This window comes from Mycobacterium sp. NGS67 (genome assembly GCF_059812185.1).
The window spans coordinates 1-20947 of the sequence record NZ_JCALCF010000038.1 but is presented as its reverse complement, the minus strand read 5'-3'; the positions used below and the strand labels follow the sequence as shown (position 1 = coordinate 20947).

Genomic DNA, 20947 nt, shown 5'->3' with positions numbered 1-20947 from the left:
AAGATGACGTACGAGACCATCCTCGTCGACCGCGACGAACGCGTCGGCATCATCACCCTGAACCGGCCCAAGGCACTGAACGCGCTCAACAGCCAGGTGATGGGTGAAGTCACCAGTGCCGCAGCCGAATTGGATGCCGACCCGGGCATCGGTGCGATCGTCATCACCGGTTCGGCCAAGGCGTTCGCCGCGGGCGCCGACATCAAGGAGATGGCCAATCTGTCCTTCGCCGACGCGTTCGGGGCCGACTTCTTCGCTCCCTGGGGCAAGCTGGCCGCCGTGCGCACCCCGACGATCGCCGCGGTAGCCGGATACGCCCTCGGCGGCGGTTGCGAGCTGGCGATGATGTGCGACCTGCTGATCGCCGCCGACACCGCGAAATTCGGCCAGCCGGAGATCAAGCTGGGTGTCATCCCGGGCATGGGTGGCTCGCAGCGGTTGACCCGCGCGATCGGCAAGGCCAAGGCGATGGACCTCATCTTGACCGGAAGGACCATCGACGCCGCCGAAGCCGAGCGCAGCGGACTGGTTTCGCGAGTGGTTCCCGCCGACGACTTGCTGACCGAGGCCAAGGCAGTCGCCACGACCATCTCGCAGATGTCGCTGCCGTCCGCGCAGATGGCCAAAGAGGCCGTCAACCGGGCATTCGAATCGACGCTGGCCGAGGGACTTCTCAACGAGCGCAGGCTTTTTCACTCGCTGTTCGCCACCGACGATCAGTCCGAGGGCATGGCGGCCTTCATCGAGAAGCGCCCGCCCGATTTCACCCACCGATGAGCGGTACCGCCACCGTCGCGACCGACGACGAGCCAAGCGACCTCGATAGGGACCTGGCGCCGCCGCTGGTGCACGGACGGTGGTGGGTCCGCAACTACACCTACACCGGGACCCTGCTGGGCCTGATCTTCCTGTGGTTGTCGCTGACGCCGTCGCTACTGCCCCGCGGTCCGCTGTTCCAGGGCGTGGTCAGCGGCGTCTCCGGCGCAATCGGTTACGGGCTGGGCGTTTTCACCGTCTGGCTGGTCCGCTACATGCGTTCGCAGAACACCACCGCCCCGGCACCGGGCTGGGCGTGGCCGCCGCTGCTCGTGGTCGGTGCGATCGGAGTGGTCGTGATGGCCATCCGGTTCCACGTGTGGCAGGACGACGTGCGGGACCTGATGGGAGTACCGCACCTGAAATGGTACGAGTACCCCTACACCGCCGCACTGTCGATGATCGTGCTGTTCACCCTGGTGGAAATCGGCAAGCTCATTCGATGGCTGGTCAGAGGTCTTGTGGCACAAGTGGATCGGATCGCGCCGTTTCGCGTGTCGGCGGCCATCGTGACCATCGGACTCACGGTGCTGACCATCAGCCTGCTCAACGGCGTGGTCCTCAAGTTCGCGATGAGATCCATGAACGGCACCTTCTCGTCGGTCAACAACGAGATGGATCCCGACACCGCTCCCCCGCGAACCAACCTGCGCTCCGGCGGTCCGGGCTCGCTGGTTTCGTGGGAGTCGTTGGGACATCAGGGCCGGCTCTTCGTCCAGGGCGGACCGTCGACGAGAAAGCTCGCCGCATTCAACGGCGCTCCGGCCACTGTGCCGATCCGGGCCTACGCGGGCCTGAAATCCGCGGACGGCATCGACGCGACCGCGGATCTGGCGGCGCGCGAGCTGATGCGCACCGGCGGCCTGCAACGCGCCGTCGTCGCGGTGGCCACCACCACCGGCACCGGATGGATCAACGAGGCGGAGGCTTCGGCGCTGGAGTACATGTATAACGGCAACACCGCGATCGTCAGCATGCAGTACTCGTTCCTGCCGAGCTGGTTGTCGTTCCTGGTGGACAAGGAGAACGCCCGGCACGCCGGGCAGGCACTGTTCGAGGCCGTCGACAAGCTGATCAAGCAGCTGCCGGAGTTCAAGCGCCCCAAACTCGTCGTGTTCGGTGAGAGCCTCGGATCATTCGGCGGTGAGGCGCCGTTCATGAGCCTCAACAACGTCCTGGCCCGCACCGACGGCGCCCTGTTCAGCGGACCGACGTTCCAGAACACGATCTGGACCCAGCTGACCGCGACCCGGGATCGCGGTTCGCCGCAATGGTTACCGATATACGACGACGGTCACAATGTGAGATTCGTTGCGCAGCAACAGGATCTGGACCGGCCCAAAGCCGAGTGGGGCCGACCGCGGGTTGTCTATCTGCAGCACGCCTCCGATCCCATCGCCTGGTGGACCCCCAACCTGTTGTTCAAAGAACCGGACTGGCTGAAGGAAACACCCGGCTCCGACGTGCTGCCCGCCATGCGCTGGATCCCGTTCATCACGTTCTTGCAGGTATCCGCCGACATGGCGGTTGCGGTCGACGTTCCCGACGGGCATGGCCACCGCTACGTCGCCAACTGCGCCGACGGTTGGGCCGCGGTGTTGTCGCCGCCGGGATGGACGCAGGACAAGACCGAACGGCTGCGACCGCTGCTGCACGCCAATGTGACGCTGGAAGGGCCGTCCGGCGACAACTAGCCGGCTGCGAGGTCCAGCACGCCGGCGGCGACCAGCGCGTGATAGCCGCCCGCCACGTCGGTCGCGCGATGCAGACCCAGGTCCAGCAGTGCGGCGGCCGCCAAGCTCGAGGTGTAGCCCTCCGAGCACAGGATCACCCACTCGACGTCGTCGCCGACGGCCTGCGGCAGGCGGGCGTCGCTGGTCGGGTCGCAGCGCCATTCCAGGACGTTGCGTTCGATCACCAGCGCGCCGGGAACCTCGCCTTCGCGGGCGCGCTGGGCGGCCGGCCGGATGTCGACGAGCACCGCGCCGCGTCGCAACGCCTCGGGCAGCTCATCGGCGGGCAGTCGGCGATACCGTTGGCGGGCCGCGTCCAGTACCCGGTCGATCCGGCTCATCCTGGCCCTTCGGGCTGATCGGTCAGTTCGGTGCGCTGCCGGCGCAGCGTATTGCGTTCGGTCACTTCGTAATACGACATGGCGGTCAGCGGGGGGGAGTATGCGTGCACGCTCAGGGTCGGCTCCAGCGGAGGCGACGAGGCGGCCGGTCGCGGCGCCCACACCACGTCGTGCACCCAGCCCAGCGGGAAACCGGCCTGATCGCCGGCGTCGAGCCGCCGACGACGCAATTTTCTACCGTCCCAACGGAACTCGTTGAGCGACCCGGCAAGCACCGTTAGCGCGCCGAGCGAACCGCCGTGGTCGTGCAGTTCGGTCGCATGCCCGGGGACCCAGCTGATCAGCCAGAGGTCGAGTTCCTCGTCACCGTGGATGCGGACGAACCAACGGTCGTTCTCGGGCACGCCGCCCGCGGGCAACAGGTGGTCGCAGCGCCCACTGAGCACGTCGTCCGCGGCCTGATCGGTGGCATGCAGCAGATCCGGCACCCGAAGCCGGGTGGGCCCGGGGTAGGGAACGGCCAGCGCGGCAGCGGGGGCGGAGAAGGGACGGGAAAGAGACTGCGAAAGAGGCAGAGCCATGGGACAGAACTCCGGAGTGGGAAACGGCTGGGGCAAGCGGCGGCGTCAGGGCCGACAACACTCGCAAAGTCCGAACCGCTCCAACACGGGGAAAGTGTTGCATAGATTGGGTGGCGTGTGCCGACGCAGACACCTCTCAGCGCGGTCGGTAGTGCTGTGCGCAGTGGTCGTCGTTTCGGCCGTCGTGGCCGGCTGCTCGGGCGGCGGCAGCGGCGGCAATGCCGGTTCTTCGTCGGCGCCGTCGTCGCCCGCGTCCAGTTCGCTGCCCGCCGGAGCGATCGGCGTCTCCCCCGCCGGTGTGACGACCCGGGTCGACGCGCCCGCGGAATCCACCGAAGAGGAGTATTTCCAGGCCTGCCATGCCGCCAAGGTGTGGATGGACGCCCAGGGCAGTACCGGCGAGGCCGCCATCGAGCCGTACCTGGCGATGGTCCAGAGGTCCGCGTCCGGCGTTGCCGGCAGCTGGAACAAGCGGTGGGCGGACCTCGGCTCCGCACGGCAGGCCGCTGTGATCGTCGCGGCCCAGGCAGGCGCCCGCGGCGAATGCGGTTGAGGCTGACTTTCGAATTCCGATCAGGGGTGCAAGAAACCCTTGGCCGGTTCTGCCGGTGCGGGCCGCGCCAAGCAGAATGAGGCCATGGCCGGTCCGAATTCCGTTCGTCCGCGCGGATCGTCCGGCGCTCGCGTCGCGTTGGCGCTGGGCAGCGGCGGCGCCCGCGGTTACGCCCACATCGGGGTGATCCAGGCGCTAGAAGAACGCGGTTACGAAATAGTCGGGATCGCCGGCTCGTCGATGGGCGCGGTGGTCGGCGGCGTTCAGGCGGCCGGACGGCTCGACGAACTCGCCGACTGGGCCAAGTCCCTCACCCAGCGCACGATTCTGCGCCTGCTCGACCCGTCGTTGACGGCGGCGGGGGTGCTGCGGGCCGAGAAGATCCTGGACGCGGTGCGCGACATCCTGGGTCCGGTCACCATCCAGGAATTGGACGTCCCCTACACCGCGGTTGCCACTGACCTACTGACCGGCAAGTCGGTGTGGTTTCAGCGTGGTCCCGTCGACGAAGCCATCCGGGCGTCCATCGCGATACCGGGTGTGATTGCGCCGCACGAGATCGACGGCCGTCTGCTCGCCGACGGCGGCATCCTGGACCCGTTGCCGATGGCGCCGATCGCTGCCATCAACTCCGACCTGACCATCGCGGTGAGCCTCAACGGCAGCGAGCCGGGTGCCACCCGCGACGCCGAACCGGGTGTGACCGCAGAGTGGCTGAACCGCATGCTGCGCAGCACCACCGCGTTGTTCGACACCAGCGCCGCCAAGGCACTGCTGGACCGTCCCACGGCGCGCGCGATGTTGAGCCGGTTCGGGGCGACCGTCCCGGATCTGGAGGACGAAGCCGACGCGGTCGACCAATGCGACGACGACGATGTCGATGCGCCGGAGATCCCGAAGCTGGGCGGTTTCGACGTGATGAACCGGACGATAGACATCGCCCAGTCCGCACTGGCCCGCCACACGTTGGCGGCCTATCCGCCCGACCTGCTGATCGAGGTACCGCGTACCACCTGCCGCAGCCTGGAGTTCCACCGTGCCGTCGAGGTGATCGACGCTGGTCGCGCGCTGGCGACCCGCGCGTTGGATGCGTTCGAGAACTCCGGCGACGACGAGCAGGATCGGAACGCGGTCGAGACCCGCTGACTATTCGGCGACGCCGAGGAAACGCGCGACCGCTCCGGCCTCGCGGCGTCCCTGTTCGCGCCCGGCCCGCGCCGACCCGATCCGGCAACGCGGATCGAGCGGGTTGGGCCCGAATGCCGTCAGGGACTCCTCGTCGGCGAACACACTCAGCGCAGTGCCGGGGAACGCGGCGATCTCGGCGGCGGGTCCCGGACCGAACGGTGACGGAGCGTCCGCGCCGGCGGGCACCAGCACCACTATCGCGTCGCAGTCGTCGGCGACACCGACGTTGACCGTGCTGTTGACGCCGCCGTCGATGTAGCGCCGGCCGTCGATCGTCACCGGCGGCCACGCCCCGGGCACCGCGCAGCTGGACGCCACCGCGTCCACCAACTCGACTCCGGAGTCGCGGTCGAAGATCACCAGGCCCCCGGTTTCGGTGTCGATCGCGGTGATCCGCACGTCGCGCTGCGGCCATTGGTGCGACGGCAGCCGGTGCGCGATCACCTCCCGGCGCACGGCCTCGGGCACGGTCCGGGTGGCCAGCGCCACCGCGCCGATCCGCTGCAGCCGTTGCGCCTTGGAGGCACCCGGCTCGCGCAGCGCGTCCAGGAACAGCGCGGTGATCGAGTCGATGTCGACGCCGGGGTCGATCTCGGCCGACGTCTCCGCCACTTGCCGGTCGAACAGCTCGGCCAGCGTGCTCCCGCTGCTGATCTGAGCTGCCACCGTCGACCCCGCCGACGTGCCGACCAACACGTCGGATTCCAGCAACAGCCGCGCCGCGTCCGGCGATTCGTCGGCGATGCCGCAGAGAACGCCTGTCTCCCAGGCGATTCCCGCAACTCCACCACCGGCCAGGACAAGTGCGCGTCGGGAGGACATTGCAACTACTCTGCCAGCCGGGGTTAGGGAAGGTGCCGCGTGCCCGGCATCGCGTGCTGGGCGCGGAAGACCGGCTGAGTGAGATCGTCCCTGCGCACCAGGTGTCGGGGCGGATCCGGGAACACCAGATTGCGGGTGATCTGCAGGTCGGTGTCGACGTAGACCAGCTCACCCGGGTCGAGCAGGCACCAGCGGTCGTCGTCGTCCATCGGCTCGGTGGCGAACACCACCGCCGAAGTCTGGGTGAGCGTCTCGCTCTGGGCGTGGATCCTGCTGGTGGACATGTCGAAATCGGGTCGGCCGTCGTGGCGCCGGTCCAGCATGAACAGCTGGTGGGTCTGCGGGTACCGCAATGCCCACATCTGGGTGCCCATGCACAGCAGGATGTTGAGCGCATAGATCGGCACGTTCGTCGCCAGCCAGCCGACGGCGTCGACCAAACCGCTTGTCACGTCGCCTTTTTGGGCTCGGATGTATCCGGTGATCAAGGCGAACACCCGCTCGGAGTCGGTCTGGCCCAGCACCAGGTCGTGGGTGCCGAGTTCCCGCAGCCGTTCGTCGACGACGTCGAGACCCTCGATCATGCCGTTGTGCGCGAAGATCCGGCCGTCCTGCAGGAACGGGTGGGTGTTGCGCACGTCCAGGGATCCCGTCGTCGCGTAGCGGACGTGGGCGATGAACGTCGTACCGGACAGACTATGCGCCTCGGTGGCGAAATCCCGGTCCTGCCAGGCCGCTATCGGTTCCTTGTGCAGCTGTGGCCGGCCGCGTTCGTCGAATAGTCCCAGTCCCGTGCCGTCGGGGTTCTTGCGGCTCTGCGTCTCGAGACTGTCGGGTGCGTCGAGTAACCAGAAGGTCGCCGTCACAACCTCTGTGCCGGCATGCAGGCCGAAGAGTCGACACATGAGTTCAATGCACCAGCTGCGCGGACAGTTTTTCTAAGACCACGCGCGCGTAGCCCTTCCACATCTTGCCGAACAGCGGTAGCAGCGGCGCCGTCGCCGACGATTTCGGGTGCAGCGTCCATTGCCAGCTCACCCGCGTTCCGGTGCCCGCCGGCGCGAACGACCATTTGCCGTCGACCGAACTGACCAGGGCCGCCAACGGACCGCTGACTCGCGACAGTGTGTAGCCGAACGAATGCGGCGGGTCGACGCTGGTCAGCTCCTCGTGTACGCGACCGCCACCGACCATCAGAATGGTGCGGGTCTGTCCAACCGAGTCCCAATCGCCGGTTTGGTCGCGCACCGCTTTGATGGGCGGGATCGCCCCGTACCACTGAGAACAGACGTGCGGCAGCGAGATCGGCATCGTGCCGGCGAAGGCATCCTCGACCGAGACGGGTATCGCTCGGGACTGCTCGACGGTAACGGGCTGGGTCATATCCCCCTCTTTCCGGCCACGAGCAGACACAGAATCGCACTGTCGAGCACGAAATTGTGCGAGTCTGCGTCTGCTCGCGGTGTCTAGTCGCGCACCTCGGTCACATCGTAGGCGCCCTCGGCGTAGCGCGACCGGATGGTCTTCTTGTCGTACTTGCCGACGCTGGTGCGGGGGATTTTTTCGGCAAAGGTCCACCGGTCGGGCAGCCACCAACGAACCACCTTGTCCGACAGGAATTTTCGCAGTTCACCCGCGGTGAGGTCGGCCCCCTCCCGGGCGACGACGACGGCCAGCGGACGTTCCTGCCAGCGTTCGTCGGGGACGCCGACGACGGCGGCCTCCACCACGTCGGGGTGCGCGATCAGACAATTCTCCAGTTCGACCGACGAGATCCATTCGCCGCCGGATTTGATGACATCCTTGGCGCGGTCGGTCAGGGTGATGAAGCCCTGCTCGTCGATGCGCCCGACGTCGCCGGTGCGCAACCATCCGGAGTCGAACTTGGACTCGTCCTGGTTCAGGTAGTACGAGCCGGTGATCCACGGCCCGCGAACTTCCAACTCCCCCACCGCTTTACCGTCATGGGGCAGCGCCCGGCCGTCGTCGTCGACGATGCGGGTTTCCACGCCGCACACCGGTTGGCCCTGAGTGACCCGGAAGGCCCAGTGCTCCTCGTCCGGCGTCGCGGGCGGCGGCCAGGCCATCGACGCCAGCGGCGACGTTTCGGTCATCCCCCACAGCTGTCGGATCTGCACGTTGTGCTTGTCCTCGAAAGTGCGCATCAGCGATTCCGGGACGGCCGATCCGCCGCAGGCGACCAGGCGCAACGAGGACATGTCATGGCCGGGGTTGCGCTCGAGATGATGCATGACGTCGTTCCAGATGGTCGGCACCGCGCCGGCCAGCGTCGGGCGCAGGTGTTCGACCATGTGGACCAACGACGGGGCGTCGAGGTGCCGATCGGGCAGCACCAGATCGGCGCCGGCTGCCAGCGCCGCATACGGCAGACCCCATGCATTGGCGTGGAACATCGGCACGACCGGCAGCAGCCGGTCACTGGACCCCACCCCGATGCCGTTGGTGGTGCACGTCGCCATGGTGTGCAGGAAGCTCGAACGATGGCTGTAAACAACCCCTTTGGGGTGTCCGGTGGTGCCGCTGGTGTAGCACATGGCGGCCGCGGAGTTCTCGTCGAGCGACGGCCAGTCGAATTCCGTTGACTCGCCGTCGATCACGTCGGCATAGCGCACCACCGTTTTGCCGGACTCTTCCAGCACCGCGGTGTCACCGTCGCCCACCGCGATGACGGTGTGCACGGTGTCGAGTTCGGACAGCACCGGCGCCAACAACTCGGCCAGCGACAGGTCGACCAACAGCACGCGGTCCTCGGCTTCGCCGGCCACGTAGATGATCTGCTCGGCGAACAGCCGGATGTTCAGCGTGTGCAGCACCGCCCCCATCGAGGGCACCGCGAGGTACGCCGTGAGATGTTCGGCGTTGTTCCACATGAAGGTGGCCACCCGCTGATCGCCGGTAATGCCGATGCGGCGCAACGCGTTTGCCAGCCGGGCAGCCTGCCGGCCCAGTTCGCGGTAGGTGGTGTTGCGGTAACCCCCACCCGTGGCCGTGATGACTTCCCGCGATCCGTGGACTCCGCACCCGTGCCGCATGATCGCGGTGATCGTCAGCGGGAAATCCTGCATCGTGCTGTACATCGATGTACCGCCTCACGCGTCGCGGCGCAGCACCGCCTCATCTCCTGCGCGAATGCTATCGCCGCGCCGCGCGACGAGAAACCTCGGCCCGAGGGCCGTCAGACCAGCGCGGCGTCGTAGCGCAGCACGTCGGGGACGAACAGATCCGTCGAGTGCGCACTTTCCAGCGCGGCCTGCTCGAAGCCGGCCTCCGAGGCGATCGGCGCCACCAGGACGGAGCCGGAGTAGTCGGCGACATACAGGTACCGACCGTCCGGGCTTTCCACCACGCAGGACGGCTCAGCCGCGACCTTCAGCGATTCGACGACGTCCTGGGTGAGCGTGCACAGGACGGTGACGCTGTCGTCGCTGACCAAGTAGGCCCGTTCGCCGTCACCGCTGAGGGTGAGTCGGGTGAGGATGCCGCTGACCTCGGCCACCTTGCGGGTGCCGGTGATCTTGTTGGTGCGGGTGTCGACAACGTCGACGACGGCGAACTCCGGACCGCTGCTGGCGACGTAGGCCAGCGCGCCGTTGGGGCTGACGGCGACGTCGCGCACGGCCAGCCCGATTTCGATGGTGGCGATCACCGCCGGCTCGCTGTTGCCGCGGGATTTGTTCCTGCGGCGCCACCGCGAACGCCGACCGGATTCTTCCAGTTCTGCGCCGGTGTCGATGACGACCAGTTGCCCCCCGGACGGGCCGTTGACGCCGACGTACACGCGCGTCCCGTCCGGACTGACCCGGACGCATTCGGTGGTGGTGCCCGGGGTGGTCGCGATGTCGATCACCTGCACGTGCCCGGTGGCGGTGTCCATGACGGCGACGTCGGCGTTGCGGGCGCCGTTTCGGCCGATGTAGAGGTGCTTGCCGTCCGCGCCGGCCGCGAGGTCGCTGACACTGAGGGCCACCGGGTGGGTGGCGACCACGTCGCCGGTGAGCACATCGATGACCTGGATCGCGTCGTAGGCGTTCGCCACGCTGGACACGTAGGCGCGGTCAGCGGCGTCCACGGCCAGGGCGAACGGCTCGTCGACGCCGCGGATGGTCTGCACCACGCGGTAATGGCCGGTGTCGATGACCGAGACGCTGGCGCCGCCGTAGTTGGTCACCAGCAGCCTGCTGCCGTCGGGGCTGGCGGCGATGCCGCTGATGGGGCCGTTGTTCACCGGGATCTGGACGGTCACCGGCTCGGCGGCCGCCGCGTGCTGAATCAATTCGCCGTTCCTGCTGCTCACGAAACTCACGTTGGCACCGCCTTACTGTCGTTCGTCGGACCTCGAGGCCGGCGTGCGTCGCGCCCACCTGGGTGACACCGGCTTCCGGTTGATGCGCATGACGGCATCATGGGTTTAATGCGTTAATCAGCCATTCTAGTGGTCGAATTTCTGCCGAATAGAATGCAAATTCGGCGCTGTTATCTGGGTCACACTTCCTGGCTTAGTATTTGCTCAGGTGAGCCCAAAGCGGGGTCCCGGCCGTACGTGCCTAGCAAACAACAAAACGCCTCCACAACAAGCTTCCGCCTGCTTATGGCTAATAATTTATTGACACGCGTGCTGATCGTTAAATAAGAAGTTCTTAATTATTGCCGCCGAAAAGAGGCGTATATCACAGTGTCGAATAGCGTGTCGTGGTGAATTAGTAGACACGGCGGCTCAGCTGCGCCGCTAGCGCTTCTTGTCCCGCACCTTGTACGTCGAGGGCCACGACTTTCGGGACTCGTCGCCGGTCAGTGGCGTGCCCATCCCGCCGACTTTGACGTTGTAGGCCTCCTTGCCGGGGCCGACCTCCCGGTTGGCGTGCTCCTGGGCCAGGTAGTAGAGCTCGTCGATGGTGGCCTCGTCGTAGGCCACGAAGGATGTTTCCCGGGCGATGTCGTCGATTCCGGCCAGCATCCGTTCGGGCAGGAAACGCGATGCCAACGCCGCCGCGCCCAGCAACACGAACGGGACGACCCAGTAGAAGGTGAACGACAGCGTGGTCTTGGTGTCCAGGATCGTCGCGCCGTCCTGCACGATCGGCGGGATCGCCGACGACACCGTCATCCCGGCGAACGCGGCGACCCAGACCCAGGTCAGGATGGTGGTGATCCGCCGGAACAGCGCGGTGTTCACGACATCCGGGGGCTGCTCGGCCGCGGCGAACTCGCGCACGAACGGCTTGCCGATCAGCACACCGACCAGCGTCACCAGGAAGATGCCCGCGTTGCTGAGCGGTTGAATCCAGCGCTCCATGAAGGTGTCGCCAACCGTGACGGCCAGCACCACCAACACCACAAACGTTGCGACGGCACCGATTTCGAGCGATTGACCGGGTTTGCCGGTGGCCCGCCCGACCGCGAGAACCGCGACGGCCATCAGCAGCGCGATCGACACCGCGGTGATGAATGGGACGTTACCGACCAGGACCCAATAGACGATCCACGGCGCAAAGCCGAAAAGCATGCCCACGAAGGGTCAGTCTATGGGTGGGTCAGATGGCGTCGCGGCACGGGCGGCGGCAGGTATAGCCTACGGACCGACAACCTCCGTTGTCGCGAACTTTTCGTCGAGGAGGGGCCAATGGCCAGCGCACTGACCGGCATCCGGCAGAAGCTGCAGCACATCAGCGAGGCCGGACGGGCGGTCAAACGACTCACCGATACCGGCATCATCGACCTGAAAGACCTGAATTCGACGATTCAGGGCGGCAAGCTGTCGCGCGTCTACGGTCCGCAGGCCACCATGACCATCCTGGGTGGCCGCAGGTATCCGACGCTGCCGGCGATTGTCGACGAACGCGGGACGCTGACCTACCAGGAGGTCGACGACCAGTCCTGGGCTCTGGCGCACGGTCTGCAGTCGCTCGGTGTCGCCGCCGGCTCGGTCGTCGGGCTGTTGTGTCGCGATCACCGCGGCTTGATCATCACGATGGCGGCCTGCGGGAAGATCGGCGCCCGCATGGTGCTGATGAACACCGGCTTCGCCAAACCGCAATTCGCCGAGGTCTGCCAGCGCGAGGGCGTCAGCGTGGTGCTGCACGACAGCGAATTCCTCGGTCTGCTCGACGCCCTGCCCCCCGAGCTGCCGCGCGTGCTGACCTGGGTGGACGAGGGCGCGGAGCTGCCCGCGGCGGCACACACGCTGGACGACATCGTCGCCGCGAATTCCACCGACCCGCTGCCGCCGCCGACCAAATCCGGCGGCTCGGTCATCTTGACCAGCGGCACGACCGGCCTGCCCAAGGGCGCGCCGCGCGACACGGTGAATCCGCTGGCGACCGCCCAGATCGTCGACCGAATCCCGTTCCCGCGCAAGGGAACCATGGTCATCGTCTCGCCGATCTTCCACAGCACCGGCTGGGCCACCTACACGGTCGGTGCGGCATTGGGCAACAAAGTGGTGACCCTGCGGCGGTTCAAGGCCGAAGCCACGCTGAAGCTCATCGCCGATCACCGAGCCGACATGTTGGTTGCGGTCCCGACGATGCTGCACCGGATGGTGGAGCTGGGTCCCGACGTCCTCGGGAAGTACGACACCTCGTCGCTGAAAGTGATCCTGATCGCCGGGTCGGCGCTGAGTCCCGAGTTGTCCACCCGCGTGCAGGACACCTTCGGCGACGTTCTCTACAACATGTACGGCTCCACCGAGTGCGCCATCGCGAGCGTGGCCACCCCCGCAGAACTCCGTGCCGCACCCGGCACTGCCGGTCGCGCGCCGCTGACGTGCGAGGTGGTGTTGTACGACGAAAACGACCGCCGGATCGAGGGTTCGAACCGTCGCGGCCGCATCTTTGTCCGCAACGGCGCACCCTTCTCGGGCTACACCGACGGCCGCAACAAGCAGATCATCGACGGCTACATGTCCAGCGGTGACATGGGCCACATCGACGAGAACGGGTTGCTGTTCGTCGACGGCCGCGACGACGACATGATCGTGTCCGGCGGTGAGAATGTCTTCCCGCAGGAGGTGGAGAATCTGCTCGAGGAACGCCCCGACGTCGCCGAGGTGGCGGTGGTCGGTGTCGACGACGTCGAGTTCGGAAAGCGGTTGCGCGCCTTCATCGTTTCCGAGCCGGGTGCCAGCCAGGACCCGACGGAGATCAAGCAGTATGTGAAGAACAACCTGGCTCGCCACAAGGTGCCGCGCGATGTGGTGTTCATCGAGGAGCTACCCCGCAACGCGACCGGAAAACTGCTGCGGCGGGTGTTGACCGAGATGGACGTCGAGGAACCGGCGTAGCCAACGACGCCGCGGACGCTCAAATACCTGCCACTGCGCGTCGGATCGGCTAGCCTAGCTCACTCGAAGACAACTTCGAATTGGTAAGCGGCAGCGGGGAGCCGACCAACAGTGGCGACGATCTCATGCTCCACGCGGGTGGGGGCCGGGTCCGCTGCTCCGGCGTCGACGCGCTCGCGTCCGGGCAAGCTGCCCGGGATCGACGGCATGCGGGCTCTCGCGGTCAGTGCGGTCGTGCTGTATCACGTCAATCCGGCATGGCTGCCCGGCGGCTATCTCGGCGTCGACGTGTTCTTCGTGATCAGCGGGTTTCTGATCACTCGGCTACTGCTCGCCGAGCGCGCGGACACCGGTCGAATCAGCCTGCGCCAGTTCTGGATTCGGCGGGCCCGCCGGATTCTGTCGCCGTTGTTGCCGATGCTGTTCGTCGTCGTCGGCGTGACCGCGCTGGTCGACCGCTCGTTGTTGCACGCGCTGCGCACCGAGGTCTCGGGTGCGCTGACCTTCACCAGCAACTGGGTGCAGATCAGCGAACACCAGTCGTACTTCGCCAAGTTCGGGCCGCCGTCGTTGCTGCAGCACCTGTGGTCGCTGGCGGTGGAGGAACAGTTCTACTTGGTCTGGCCCGCGATCGTCGTGGCGGTGCTGTGCTGGTATCGCCGAAGACCCGGTGCCCGGGCGGTCGCGGTGGTCGCCGGACTGGGTGCGGTTGCCTCCGCGACAGCAATGGCTCTGCTGTATCAGCCCGCCACCGATCCCTCGCCGATCTACTACAGCACGGCTACTCACAGCGCCGGGCTGTTCGGCGGCGCCGTGTTGGCCGCCGTCTGGCCGGCGGCGTCAGGAGTGCACTGGTCGGCGCGCCGGACGGCGCTCACCGGCGCATCGGCCCGGCTCGGCCTGGCCGTGATAGCCCTGGCCTACTGGTTGCTGGACGAGAACGGTTCGCTGACCTACCAGGGCGGTATCGTCGCCGTCTCGGCAGCCAGTGCGCTGCTCATCGTCGGGGCGGGACACGGCCGCACCCTGATCGGCCGGTTGCTGTCGCGACCCTCGGTGTGCTGGCTCGGTGCCCGGTCCTATGGCTTGTACGTGTGGCATTGGCCGGTCTTCGTGCTCGGGGACCGCATCTGCGGGCAGCGGACGCTTCTGGTCGCCGGGGTGGAGGTGACCGTCGCGACGCTGTTGGCCGCGGGTTCGTACCGCTGGATCGAAAGGCCCGTCCTGCGCCTCGGGTACCGCGGCGCGGTGCAGGCCGGCTGGCGCACGGTGCCCGGCGGGCGTACCGGCAGCAGGCTGGTGGCAGCCGCGCTGGCCGCCGCATCGGTGTTCGTAGCGTCCGCGCTGGTGTGGGCGCCCACCCCGGCGCCGACCGGGCTGGACAAGCAGCTGGCCGACGCCCTCGCGGCGCAAGAGGCGTCGACGCCCGTTGCGGATCCCGGTGTGTCGACCCCGGTTACGCCGGCGCCCGTCGCCGACGCGCCAGCCGCACCTGAGGCGCGCCCGTCGTCACCGCCGGAACCGATCGGTCCCCCGCCCGGCGACCAAATCACTGCGGTGGGCGACTCGGTGATGCTGGCCTCGTCTTTTGCGCTGCGTGAGCGGCTGCCCGGCATCCGGATCGACGCGGCCACCAACCGCGCCATGCAGGCGGCTCCCGGCATCATCGGCTCCCTCGCCGCCAACGGTTCGCTGCGCCCGGTGGTCCTGCTGGGATTGGGCACCAACGGCCCCTTCACGCCCGACCTTTTGGAAGCGCTCCTGGAAACCATCGGCCCGGACCGCAAGGTCTTCCTGGTCAACCTGTATCTGCACGACCGGTCCTGGACCGACCAGGTCAACCAGATCCTGACCGACGCGACCTTCACTCACCGCGCGAACGTCCACCTGATCGATTGGCAGAGCGCCGTCAGCGGCCACGAGGACCTGCTCTACGCAGACCACATCCACCCGCAACCCCGGGAAGGTGCCGACCTCTACGCGGAGACCGTCGTCGCGGCGATGATCGAGGCGGAGAACCCCGCGCCGCCCGCAGCACCGGATCCCGTGGCCGACGGACTCCGCGACGCCCCGGTAGGCGCGGCCTTGTCCACCCCGGCCTCACCCACGCAACCGCCTTCGGTCTCGCCGACCCGCGATCGCACCGCAGAGTACGGCTTCGTCCTCCTGGTGCTGCTCGTTCTGTTCGCACTGCCGGTCACGATCACGATCGCCGGCTTCGCGGCCGGCCGTATCGCATGCGCGCCTGCACCGGTGGCCGTGCAGGTCAGGAACACCCTCCCCCGGGCGTGCGCTCTGCTCGCGCTGTCGTCCTCGGCGCGCTCGCCACCCACCGCACCGACCGGTGCCAGGTCGAAACAACGACCACACAGCAGACGCGGGCCCGTTCCGAAAGGAACTCGGAGCCCGCGTCTTGTTGTGTGGACCGGCGGAACGCTCACGCTGGATTGCCGGGCGGCGCTGCCCCGGCCGCGTCCTGCAGCACTTGCCGGAGTTTGTCGAGCGGATCGCCGTTGCCCGGGTCGAGTCGGCGCGGCGGGATCTCGCTGCCGTCGGGGGCGAATACCGGCGGTGGTGCGGCAGGCGGCGCCAACGGCACCGCCGGCGGGGGCGGCGGGGCGGACGCCGGTGGTGCCGACAGTCCAGTCCTCTTGGCCGCCAACCGATTCGCGGCATCGTTGCGGATGTCTCGCCGCTGCTTGTTCGGGTCGGCATTGCCTGCGAAGCAAGCTTCCGGTGCATCTCCGACGACGGTCAGCGCGCTTGCGTAACGTTCGTCGGCGCGGCTGCGGTCACCGGCCGCCGCAGCCCGGTCGCCCTGCGTCTCGCGGACCAGCTCGAGGTTGACCCGCACCGGGCAAGAGCCGGCGGCGTCCGTGCGAGCCAGCGCGGACGTGAAGTGGTTATCGGCATCGTCGAGCCGACCCTCCAGTACGGCGGCGACGCCCGCGGCGAACGGCGCTTTAGCCGGCTCGACGACGTTGACGATGCCCAGGACCGCCGCGTCGTTGCGCAGCGTGCCGCCGTCGCCGTCGGCGAAAGCCGAGACGGCCGAATTCCCTGCGACGACGAGGGATAGCAGCTTCACGGCCACCGCCAGCGCGACGACACTCAGCGGTGACGAGTAGATCAACAGCCGCCGTCGCAACCGCAGCCGGGCCGGTCGCGGCCTCACCGGGTCACGTCCCTTCGCGCGATGCGGCCGCGCCGGAACTCCCGGATTGACAGGTAGATCTCGGCGAGCAGCAGCGCGGCCGCGAGCAACGCCGGTAACCAGTACAACTCGATCCGTTCGGCCGACTGGGCCCGGACGCGGGCGTCGTCGGCAGAGTCGGGCAGTTCGGGACGGAACGGCTGCGCAGGATCCCGGTGCTGGTACGGCACGGCGAGCTGCCTAGCGATTTCCCGCAATTCGGCTTCGTCGATCGCCTCGGCGCGGCCGTAGCCCAGCACCGCCCCGCCGTCCACCACATTGTGTGTCACGTCGAAGTCACCTTGGGGGGTACGCGAACCGGGCGCGCCGGAACCGAGATACAGCACCACATTTCGTGAACCCGGGTACTGCTGCGCGGCCTGGATCAGCTGATACCTCAACACATTGCCGGCCGCCGCGGCGTTGACGTCCGAGTCGAGACCCCGACCGTAGGGGTAGAGAGCCGCGATGGTCGGACGCAGACTCCAAACGTCCTGCGACAGCGGCCAGTCAAGCGCAGCGCGGGAAGCGAAACTGACCAGTGCGTAGCGCGCCGCCGGGTACTTGTCGATCACAGCCGTGATGTCGTTGCGCATCAACGTGATTCGCGACTCGTCGACAGAGCGGTCGACGATCAGGAACACGTTGAGATGCTCGCCTGCCGCCGCTGTGCCCTGCCGATCCTTGCCCTGGACCCCCGGACGGGTGACCGCGGCGAGAAGCAACAACACCGCCAAACTCACCCCGGCCCAGCGCAGCACGGCGCGGCGTGGCCGTCCGGCCGACCACAGCACCTGCCGCAACGCCACCAGCCGGGCCAGCACGAGCGCGCCGATGACGACCGCGAGGATCGCCCAGGGCAGCAGGGGCTGAAACGTCATCGGCGCAACACCAACAGCGCGACCGACAGCACCGCCGCCGAGATCAGCCCGATGGCCAGCGGGATGACCGGCGCATCCTGTAGATCCGATGCCACCACCGTGCCGTCGGCCAGACGCGCCGGCGGGGCGTGCCCGCGTATCTCGTTGAGGGCCCGGGTCACCGGGGCCGGTCCCGGCACGCGGTACCGGCCACCGGTCTGCTCGGTGAGCGCGAGCAATGATCCGCTCGCGGGCGAGGGGGCCGTGTCGATCACGTTGAGTTGGATCGCGGCCCGTTGCGCCAGGTCTCGCACACTGCCGGCGTTGAACAGAGCGGCGCGCTGCTCCCCGGCGGCACGGAGATCCGACGGACCCAGGTAGATCACCGAGCGTCGGCTGGTGCCGCGCTGATCGGCGGTGGGGAATCCTGAGATACACAGCGCCAGAACATCGTCCACGCTCGCGGCGTAATCCGTGTAGATCACCTGCGGGGCGAACGACCGGGCCTGTTGAGCGCGGGTGAAGTCACCGAACCGCGCCACGGCGTACGCGTGGTCCCGTGTCAACGGCACCAGGCGGCGGTTGGTCGAAGTCAGCCCGATGCGGTGGGCCGGAGCCGAATCGACGTCTTGGCGGGCAAAGTAATCGAGAAACTCGACCGTGACGGCGTCGGTCACCGGTTGTCCGACGCACAGCATGATGTCCTCGGGGTGAGCGGCGTCGAATTCCCTGCTGGACGCGGTGGGACGGGCCCCTGCCCAGGCGGCGGCAACGAACATGACCGTCAGCACCACCAGGGTCACCACCGTCGACAGCGAACGCAGCCGGGCCACCCGCGCGTACTCGGGCAACCGGGTGAGCCGCACCACGTTGGCCAACGGGCGCAACCGCTTTCGGGCGGCAGTCATCGGCAGCAGGGCCGCCAACAGCACGGCGGCGACGAAGCAAACCGACCCGATGGCCGCCACCGGCCACCACTTCAGGTCCACGAGCGGATCAACTCCTGCGCGTCGGCACTCACCTCGACGACGTCAACGAGGGTTTCGACGTTGAACTGCCCGTCGCCGAGTCGGGTGAGTAGCGGTGCGGCCCCAGCCAATTCGTTTTCCGGTAGCGCCCCGACATGTAAGTACTGCGCCGGCGTACCGGTCGCCTGATGCAAGAAGCTGCGCACCGTCCTGCTGATCGCCGCACACGCTTCCGGAGCTGTTTTCTGGCCGGCGACGTGTTGGTCGGCGATGCGCTGCACGCGCCGGGCGAAGCGGTGACGGATCAACCGGGCGTGCAGCCGTCGCACCGCGGGGATGCGCCGTAACCGGTGTGACGGCAGCGTCCACACGAAAACACCCGCGTACCAACATAAGACACCCAGGATCAGGAGAGCGCCCCAGAACAGCCACCATGACGAGTACGGCTGTGGCCCGAAGATGTGGCGCAGTAGATCATCCGGCACGGGCAGCCACCTCGGTCATGTTGACCAGTTCGCGCCGGATGTCGCCGCTGGTTGCGATGGTCGCGTGCGGAATCGCATGACGGGTCAGGAACGCATGGAGGCGGTCGCGACGGGTCTGCTCGGCGCGGCGGTAGGCGGCGACGACCCGCGGCCCGAGATCGGCTCCGTTCAGGACGAATCGGCCGGTGGCGACGTCGTATCCGTCGATGTCGCTGCGGCCCACCGCGGGCATGTCGGAAACCATGGCCCACATGACGTCGTGGCGTCCGGTCACGCTGGTGAGCACTGCGTCGAGTCGGTCGTCCGGTTCGGGTTCGTCGGACACGACGACGATGAGCATGGTGTGCCGGTAATGCGTTGCGACATAGTCGAGTTGGGCGGTTACGTCGCTGCGACCGGGGTCGTTCATGGTGTGCTGATACCAGCGGTGCAGCAATCCCTCGATGTACGTCTCACCGCGCCGCTGCGGGACGTTCACCGAACCGCGTCGATCACCGTAGACCATCCCGATCTGATCCGAGCGCCGCAGCCCGATCAGACCGACCGCGCCCATGACGTGCGCGGCCACGTCACGTTTGTACTCTCCGCCCGGGGCGAGCGCGGACATGTTGCGTCCGGCGTCGGCGACGAGCAGGATCTTGTGGTGCTTTTCGGAGACGAACCGTTTGATCAGCACGCTGCCCGACCGCGCCGAGGCTTTCCAGTCGATGTCGCGCACGTCGTCGCCGGGGACATACGGGCGAAGGTCGTCGAATTCCATGCTGCGCGTATGCAATAGCGCGTAGCGCCCGCCCTCGAGCAGGCCGCGGGTGTCGGTACCGAAGTGCGCCTTCGCCCGATTCAGGTGCTTTCCCAAGACGACCTCAGGGCACGCGCACGACGCGCAGCGCGGCGTCGATCACGACCTCGGGTGTGATGTCGGCGCTGGCGGCTTCGAAGCCGAGGATGAGCCGGTGTCGCAGCACCCGATGCGCGAGCTTCTCGACGTCCTCGGGCAGCACGTGCGCACGCCCGAACAGGACCGCACGCGCCCGCGCCGCCTTGCAGAACGCGATCGTGGCGCGCGGGCTGGCGCCGTACTCGACCAGGCGCGCGATCTGTTTGGGCAACTTCTGGGCGGGATGGCGGGTGACGTCGACCAGTTGGCTGGCATAGAGCATCAACGCACGATCCATGTAGACGTGGCGCACCACGTCCTGCAGCCGCAGCACATCGTCGAGGCTGACCACCGGTGCGGCGGGGTGCTCCTTGTCGTAGACACCCGCGTCGATGCGCGACATCACTTCCACTTCCTCTTCCGGGGAGGGGTAGCGCACGATCTCCTTGAGCATGAAGCGGTCGGTCTGCGCCTCCGAGAGCGGATAGGTCCCTTCCTGGTCGACGGGGTTCTGGGTGGCGATCACCAGGAACGGCTCCCCGATGGGATGAACCTGCCCGGCGATCGTGGCCTGCCGCTCCTCCATCGCCTCGAGCATCGCGCTCTGGGTCTTCGCACTGGAGCGGTTGATCTCGTCGAGCAACACGATGTTGGCGTGCACCGGACCGAGTTGGGTGACGAACGAATTGGTCGCCGAGTCGTAGATCTGGGTGCCGATGATGTCGCTGGGCAGCAGGTCAGGCGTGCACTGGATGCGCTGGAAGCGACCGTGGATGGACTCGGCGAGCACCTTGGCCGCGGTGGTCTTGGCCAGACCCGGCACGCTTTCGAGCAGGATGTGGCCGCCCGCGAGCAGGCCGATCAGCAGCGATTCCCGTAGGTCGCGCTGCCCGACGATCTTGGCGGCGAACGCCCGGGAGATCGCGTCAACTGTCCGTCGGATGCTGTCGAGCTCGCGCTGGTCCGGCTGGCTACGTGCGGTAGTCATACGCCCGCCTTTATACCCGGGAGGCGGCTTTCCACACCGCCGGCACGGTTAGACGGCCCGTTGGTGCGGGGATTTCGGGCGGACGATGTCGTCGATAGGGGCGGGCTGTCCGAACAGGTGTCCTTGTGCGAAGCGACAGCCGGCGGCCTGGATGATCTCGGATTGAGCAGTCGACTCGATACCTTCGGCGATCACCTCGAGACCCAGCTCTGCGCAGAGCCCGATCACCGAGCGGTAGAGAG

21 protein-coding genes are annotated in these 20947 nt (G+C 67.4%); 7 read left to right on the top strand and 14 right to left on the bottom strand.

Annotated features, from left to right (window positions below; all coding sequences use genetic code 11):
* The first annotated feature begins 3 nt into the window (after positions 1–3).
* Together AC5Y4D_RS24400 and AC5Y4D_RS24395 are read left to right on the top strand one after the other, a co-directional pair.
* Positions 4–777, top strand: a complete 774-nt coding sequence (locus AC5Y4D_RS24400; RefSeq protein ID WP_499946756.1) for an enoyl-CoA hydratase — start codon at positions 4–6, stop codon at positions 775–777.
* Positions 774–2510: an alpha/beta hydrolase gene (locus AC5Y4D_RS24395; RefSeq protein ID WP_499993543.1), complete on the top strand. Its 1737-nt coding sequence runs from the start codon at positions 774–776 to the stop codon at positions 2508–2510. Before AC5Y4D_RS24400 ends, AC5Y4D_RS24395 begins: the two co-directional genes overlap by 4 nt.
* On the opposite strand, the gene AC5Y4D_RS24390 is transcribed toward AC5Y4D_RS24395, so the two are convergent.
* Both AC5Y4D_RS24390 and AC5Y4D_RS24385 read right to left on the bottom strand, forming a co-directional pair.
* Positions 2507–2890, bottom strand: a complete 384-nt coding sequence (locus AC5Y4D_RS24390) for a rhodanese-like domain-containing protein (protein ID WP_499946758.1) — start codon at positions 2888–2890, stop codon at positions 2507–2509. The genes AC5Y4D_RS24395 and AC5Y4D_RS24390 overlap by 4 nt on opposite strands.
* On the bottom strand, positions 2887–3471 hold the full coding sequence (locus AC5Y4D_RS24385) for a cysteine dioxygenase (protein WP_499993545.1): 585 nt from the start codon (positions 3469–3471) through the stop codon (positions 2887–2889). The genes AC5Y4D_RS24390 and AC5Y4D_RS24385 overlap by 4 nt, the downstream gene beginning before the upstream one ends.
* A gap of 154 nt (positions 3472–3625) precedes the next feature.
* On the opposite strand from AC5Y4D_RS24385, the gene lpqV reads away from it, so the two are divergent.
* Together lpqV and AC5Y4D_RS24375 are read left to right on the top strand one after the other, a co-directional pair.
* Positions 3626–4024: a lipoprotein LpqV gene (gene lpqV, locus AC5Y4D_RS24380; RefSeq protein WP_500038429.1), complete on the top strand. Its 399-nt coding sequence runs from the start codon at positions 3626–3628 to the stop codon at positions 4022–4024.
* An 84-nt stretch (positions 4025–4108) separates the two neighbouring features.
* The gene (locus AC5Y4D_RS24375; RefSeq protein ID WP_499993547.1) at positions 4109–5170 is read left to right on the top strand and encodes a patatin family protein; all 1062 of its coding nucleotides are present in this window, start codon (positions 4109–4111) and stop codon (positions 5168–5170) included.
* Here AC5Y4D_RS24375 and AC5Y4D_RS24370 read toward each other — a convergent pair whose 3' ends face one another.
* The 6 genes from AC5Y4D_RS24370 to AC5Y4D_RS24345 all read right to left on the bottom strand — a co-directional run bounded on the left by AC5Y4D_RS24370 (position 5171) and on the right by AC5Y4D_RS24345 (position 11564).
* Positions 5171–6034, bottom strand: a complete 864-nt coding sequence (locus AC5Y4D_RS24370) for a patatin-like phospholipase family protein (protein ID WP_499993549.1) — start codon at positions 6032–6034, stop codon at positions 5171–5173.
* Positions 6035–6057: 23 nt separating this feature from the next.
* Positions 6058–6939 carry a class II glutamine amidotransferase gene (locus AC5Y4D_RS24365; protein ID WP_499993550.1) on the bottom strand — a complete coding sequence of 294 codons (882 nt, stop codon included), beginning with the start codon at positions 6937–6939 and terminating at the stop codon, positions 6058–6060.
* 4 nt (positions 6940–6943) lie between these two features.
* On the bottom strand, positions 6944–7417 hold the full coding sequence (locus tag AC5Y4D_RS24360) for an SRPBCC family protein (RefSeq protein WP_499946763.1): 474 nt from the start codon (positions 7415–7417) through the stop codon (positions 6944–6946).
* Between the two features lie 83 nt (positions 7418–7500).
* Entirely contained in the window at positions 7501–9132 is a 1632-nt protein-coding gene (locus tag AC5Y4D_RS24355; protein WP_499993551.1) for a long-chain fatty acid--CoA ligase, read from the bottom strand.
* A gap of 98 nt (positions 9133–9230) precedes the next feature.
* On the bottom strand, positions 9231–10349 hold the full coding sequence (locus tag AC5Y4D_RS24350; RefSeq protein WP_499993553.1) for a YncE family protein: 1119 nt from the start codon (positions 10347–10349) through the stop codon (positions 9231–9233).
* A gap of 432 nt (positions 10350–10781) precedes the next feature.
* Positions 10782–11564 carry a hypothetical protein gene (locus AC5Y4D_RS24345; RefSeq protein ID WP_499993554.1) on the bottom strand — a complete coding sequence of 261 codons (783 nt, stop codon included), beginning with the start codon at positions 11562–11564 and terminating at the stop codon, positions 10782–10784.
* A gap of 111 nt (positions 11565–11675) precedes the next feature.
* On the opposite strand from AC5Y4D_RS24345, the gene AC5Y4D_RS24340 reads away from it, so the two are divergent.
* The 3 genes from AC5Y4D_RS24340 to AC5Y4D_RS24330 all read left to right on the top strand — a co-directional run bounded on the left by AC5Y4D_RS24340 (position 11676) and on the right by AC5Y4D_RS24330 (position 16413).
* Entirely contained in the window at positions 11676–13334 is a 1659-nt protein-coding gene (locus tag AC5Y4D_RS24340) for an acyl-CoA synthetase (RefSeq protein WP_499993555.1), read from the top strand.
* Between the two features lie 138 nt (positions 13335–13472).
* Entirely contained in the window at positions 13473–16181 is a 2709-nt protein-coding gene (locus tag AC5Y4D_RS24335; protein WP_500038424.1) for an acyltransferase family protein, read from the top strand.
* Between the two features lie 52 nt (positions 16182–16233).
* Positions 16234–16413, top strand: a complete 180-nt coding sequence (locus AC5Y4D_RS24330; protein ID WP_500038423.1) for a hypothetical protein — start codon at positions 16234–16236, stop codon at positions 16411–16413.
* Positions 16414–16505: 92 nt separating this feature from the next.
* Here the strand turns inward: AC5Y4D_RS24330 and AC5Y4D_RS24325 are convergent, their stop codons facing one another.
* The 6 genes from AC5Y4D_RS24325 to AC5Y4D_RS24300 all read right to left on the bottom strand — a co-directional run.
* Complete coding sequence (locus tag AC5Y4D_RS24325) at positions 16506–17408, bottom strand: vWA domain-containing protein (RefSeq protein ID WP_500038422.1); 903 nt, start codon at positions 17406–17408, stop codon at positions 16506–16508.
* Positions 17405–18376, bottom strand: a complete 972-nt coding sequence (locus AC5Y4D_RS24320; protein ID WP_500038421.1) for a hypothetical protein — start codon at positions 18374–18376, stop codon at positions 17405–17407. Before AC5Y4D_RS24320 ends, AC5Y4D_RS24325 begins: the two co-directional genes overlap by 4 nt.
* Positions 18367–18840, bottom strand: coding sequence for a hypothetical protein (locus tag AC5Y4D_RS24315; RefSeq protein WP_500038420.1), 474 nt, complete (start codon positions 18838–18840; stop codon positions 18367–18369). The genes AC5Y4D_RS24320 and AC5Y4D_RS24315 overlap by 10 nt, the downstream gene beginning before the upstream one ends.
* Entirely contained in the window at positions 18830–19696 is an 867-nt protein-coding gene (locus AC5Y4D_RS24310) for a DUF58 domain-containing protein (protein ID WP_500038419.1), read from the bottom strand. The genes AC5Y4D_RS24315 and AC5Y4D_RS24310 overlap by 11 nt, the downstream gene beginning before the upstream one ends.
* A 7-nt stretch (positions 19697–19703) precedes the next feature.
* Complete coding sequence (locus tag AC5Y4D_RS24305) at positions 19704–20705, bottom strand: AAA family ATPase (RefSeq protein ID WP_500038418.1); 1002 nt, start codon at positions 20703–20705, stop codon at positions 19704–19706.
* A gap of 48 nt (positions 20706–20753) precedes the next feature.
* On the bottom strand, positions 20754–20947 hold a 194-nt coding region (locus AC5Y4D_RS24300; protein WP_500038417.1), incomplete at its 5' end, for an EAL domain-containing protein.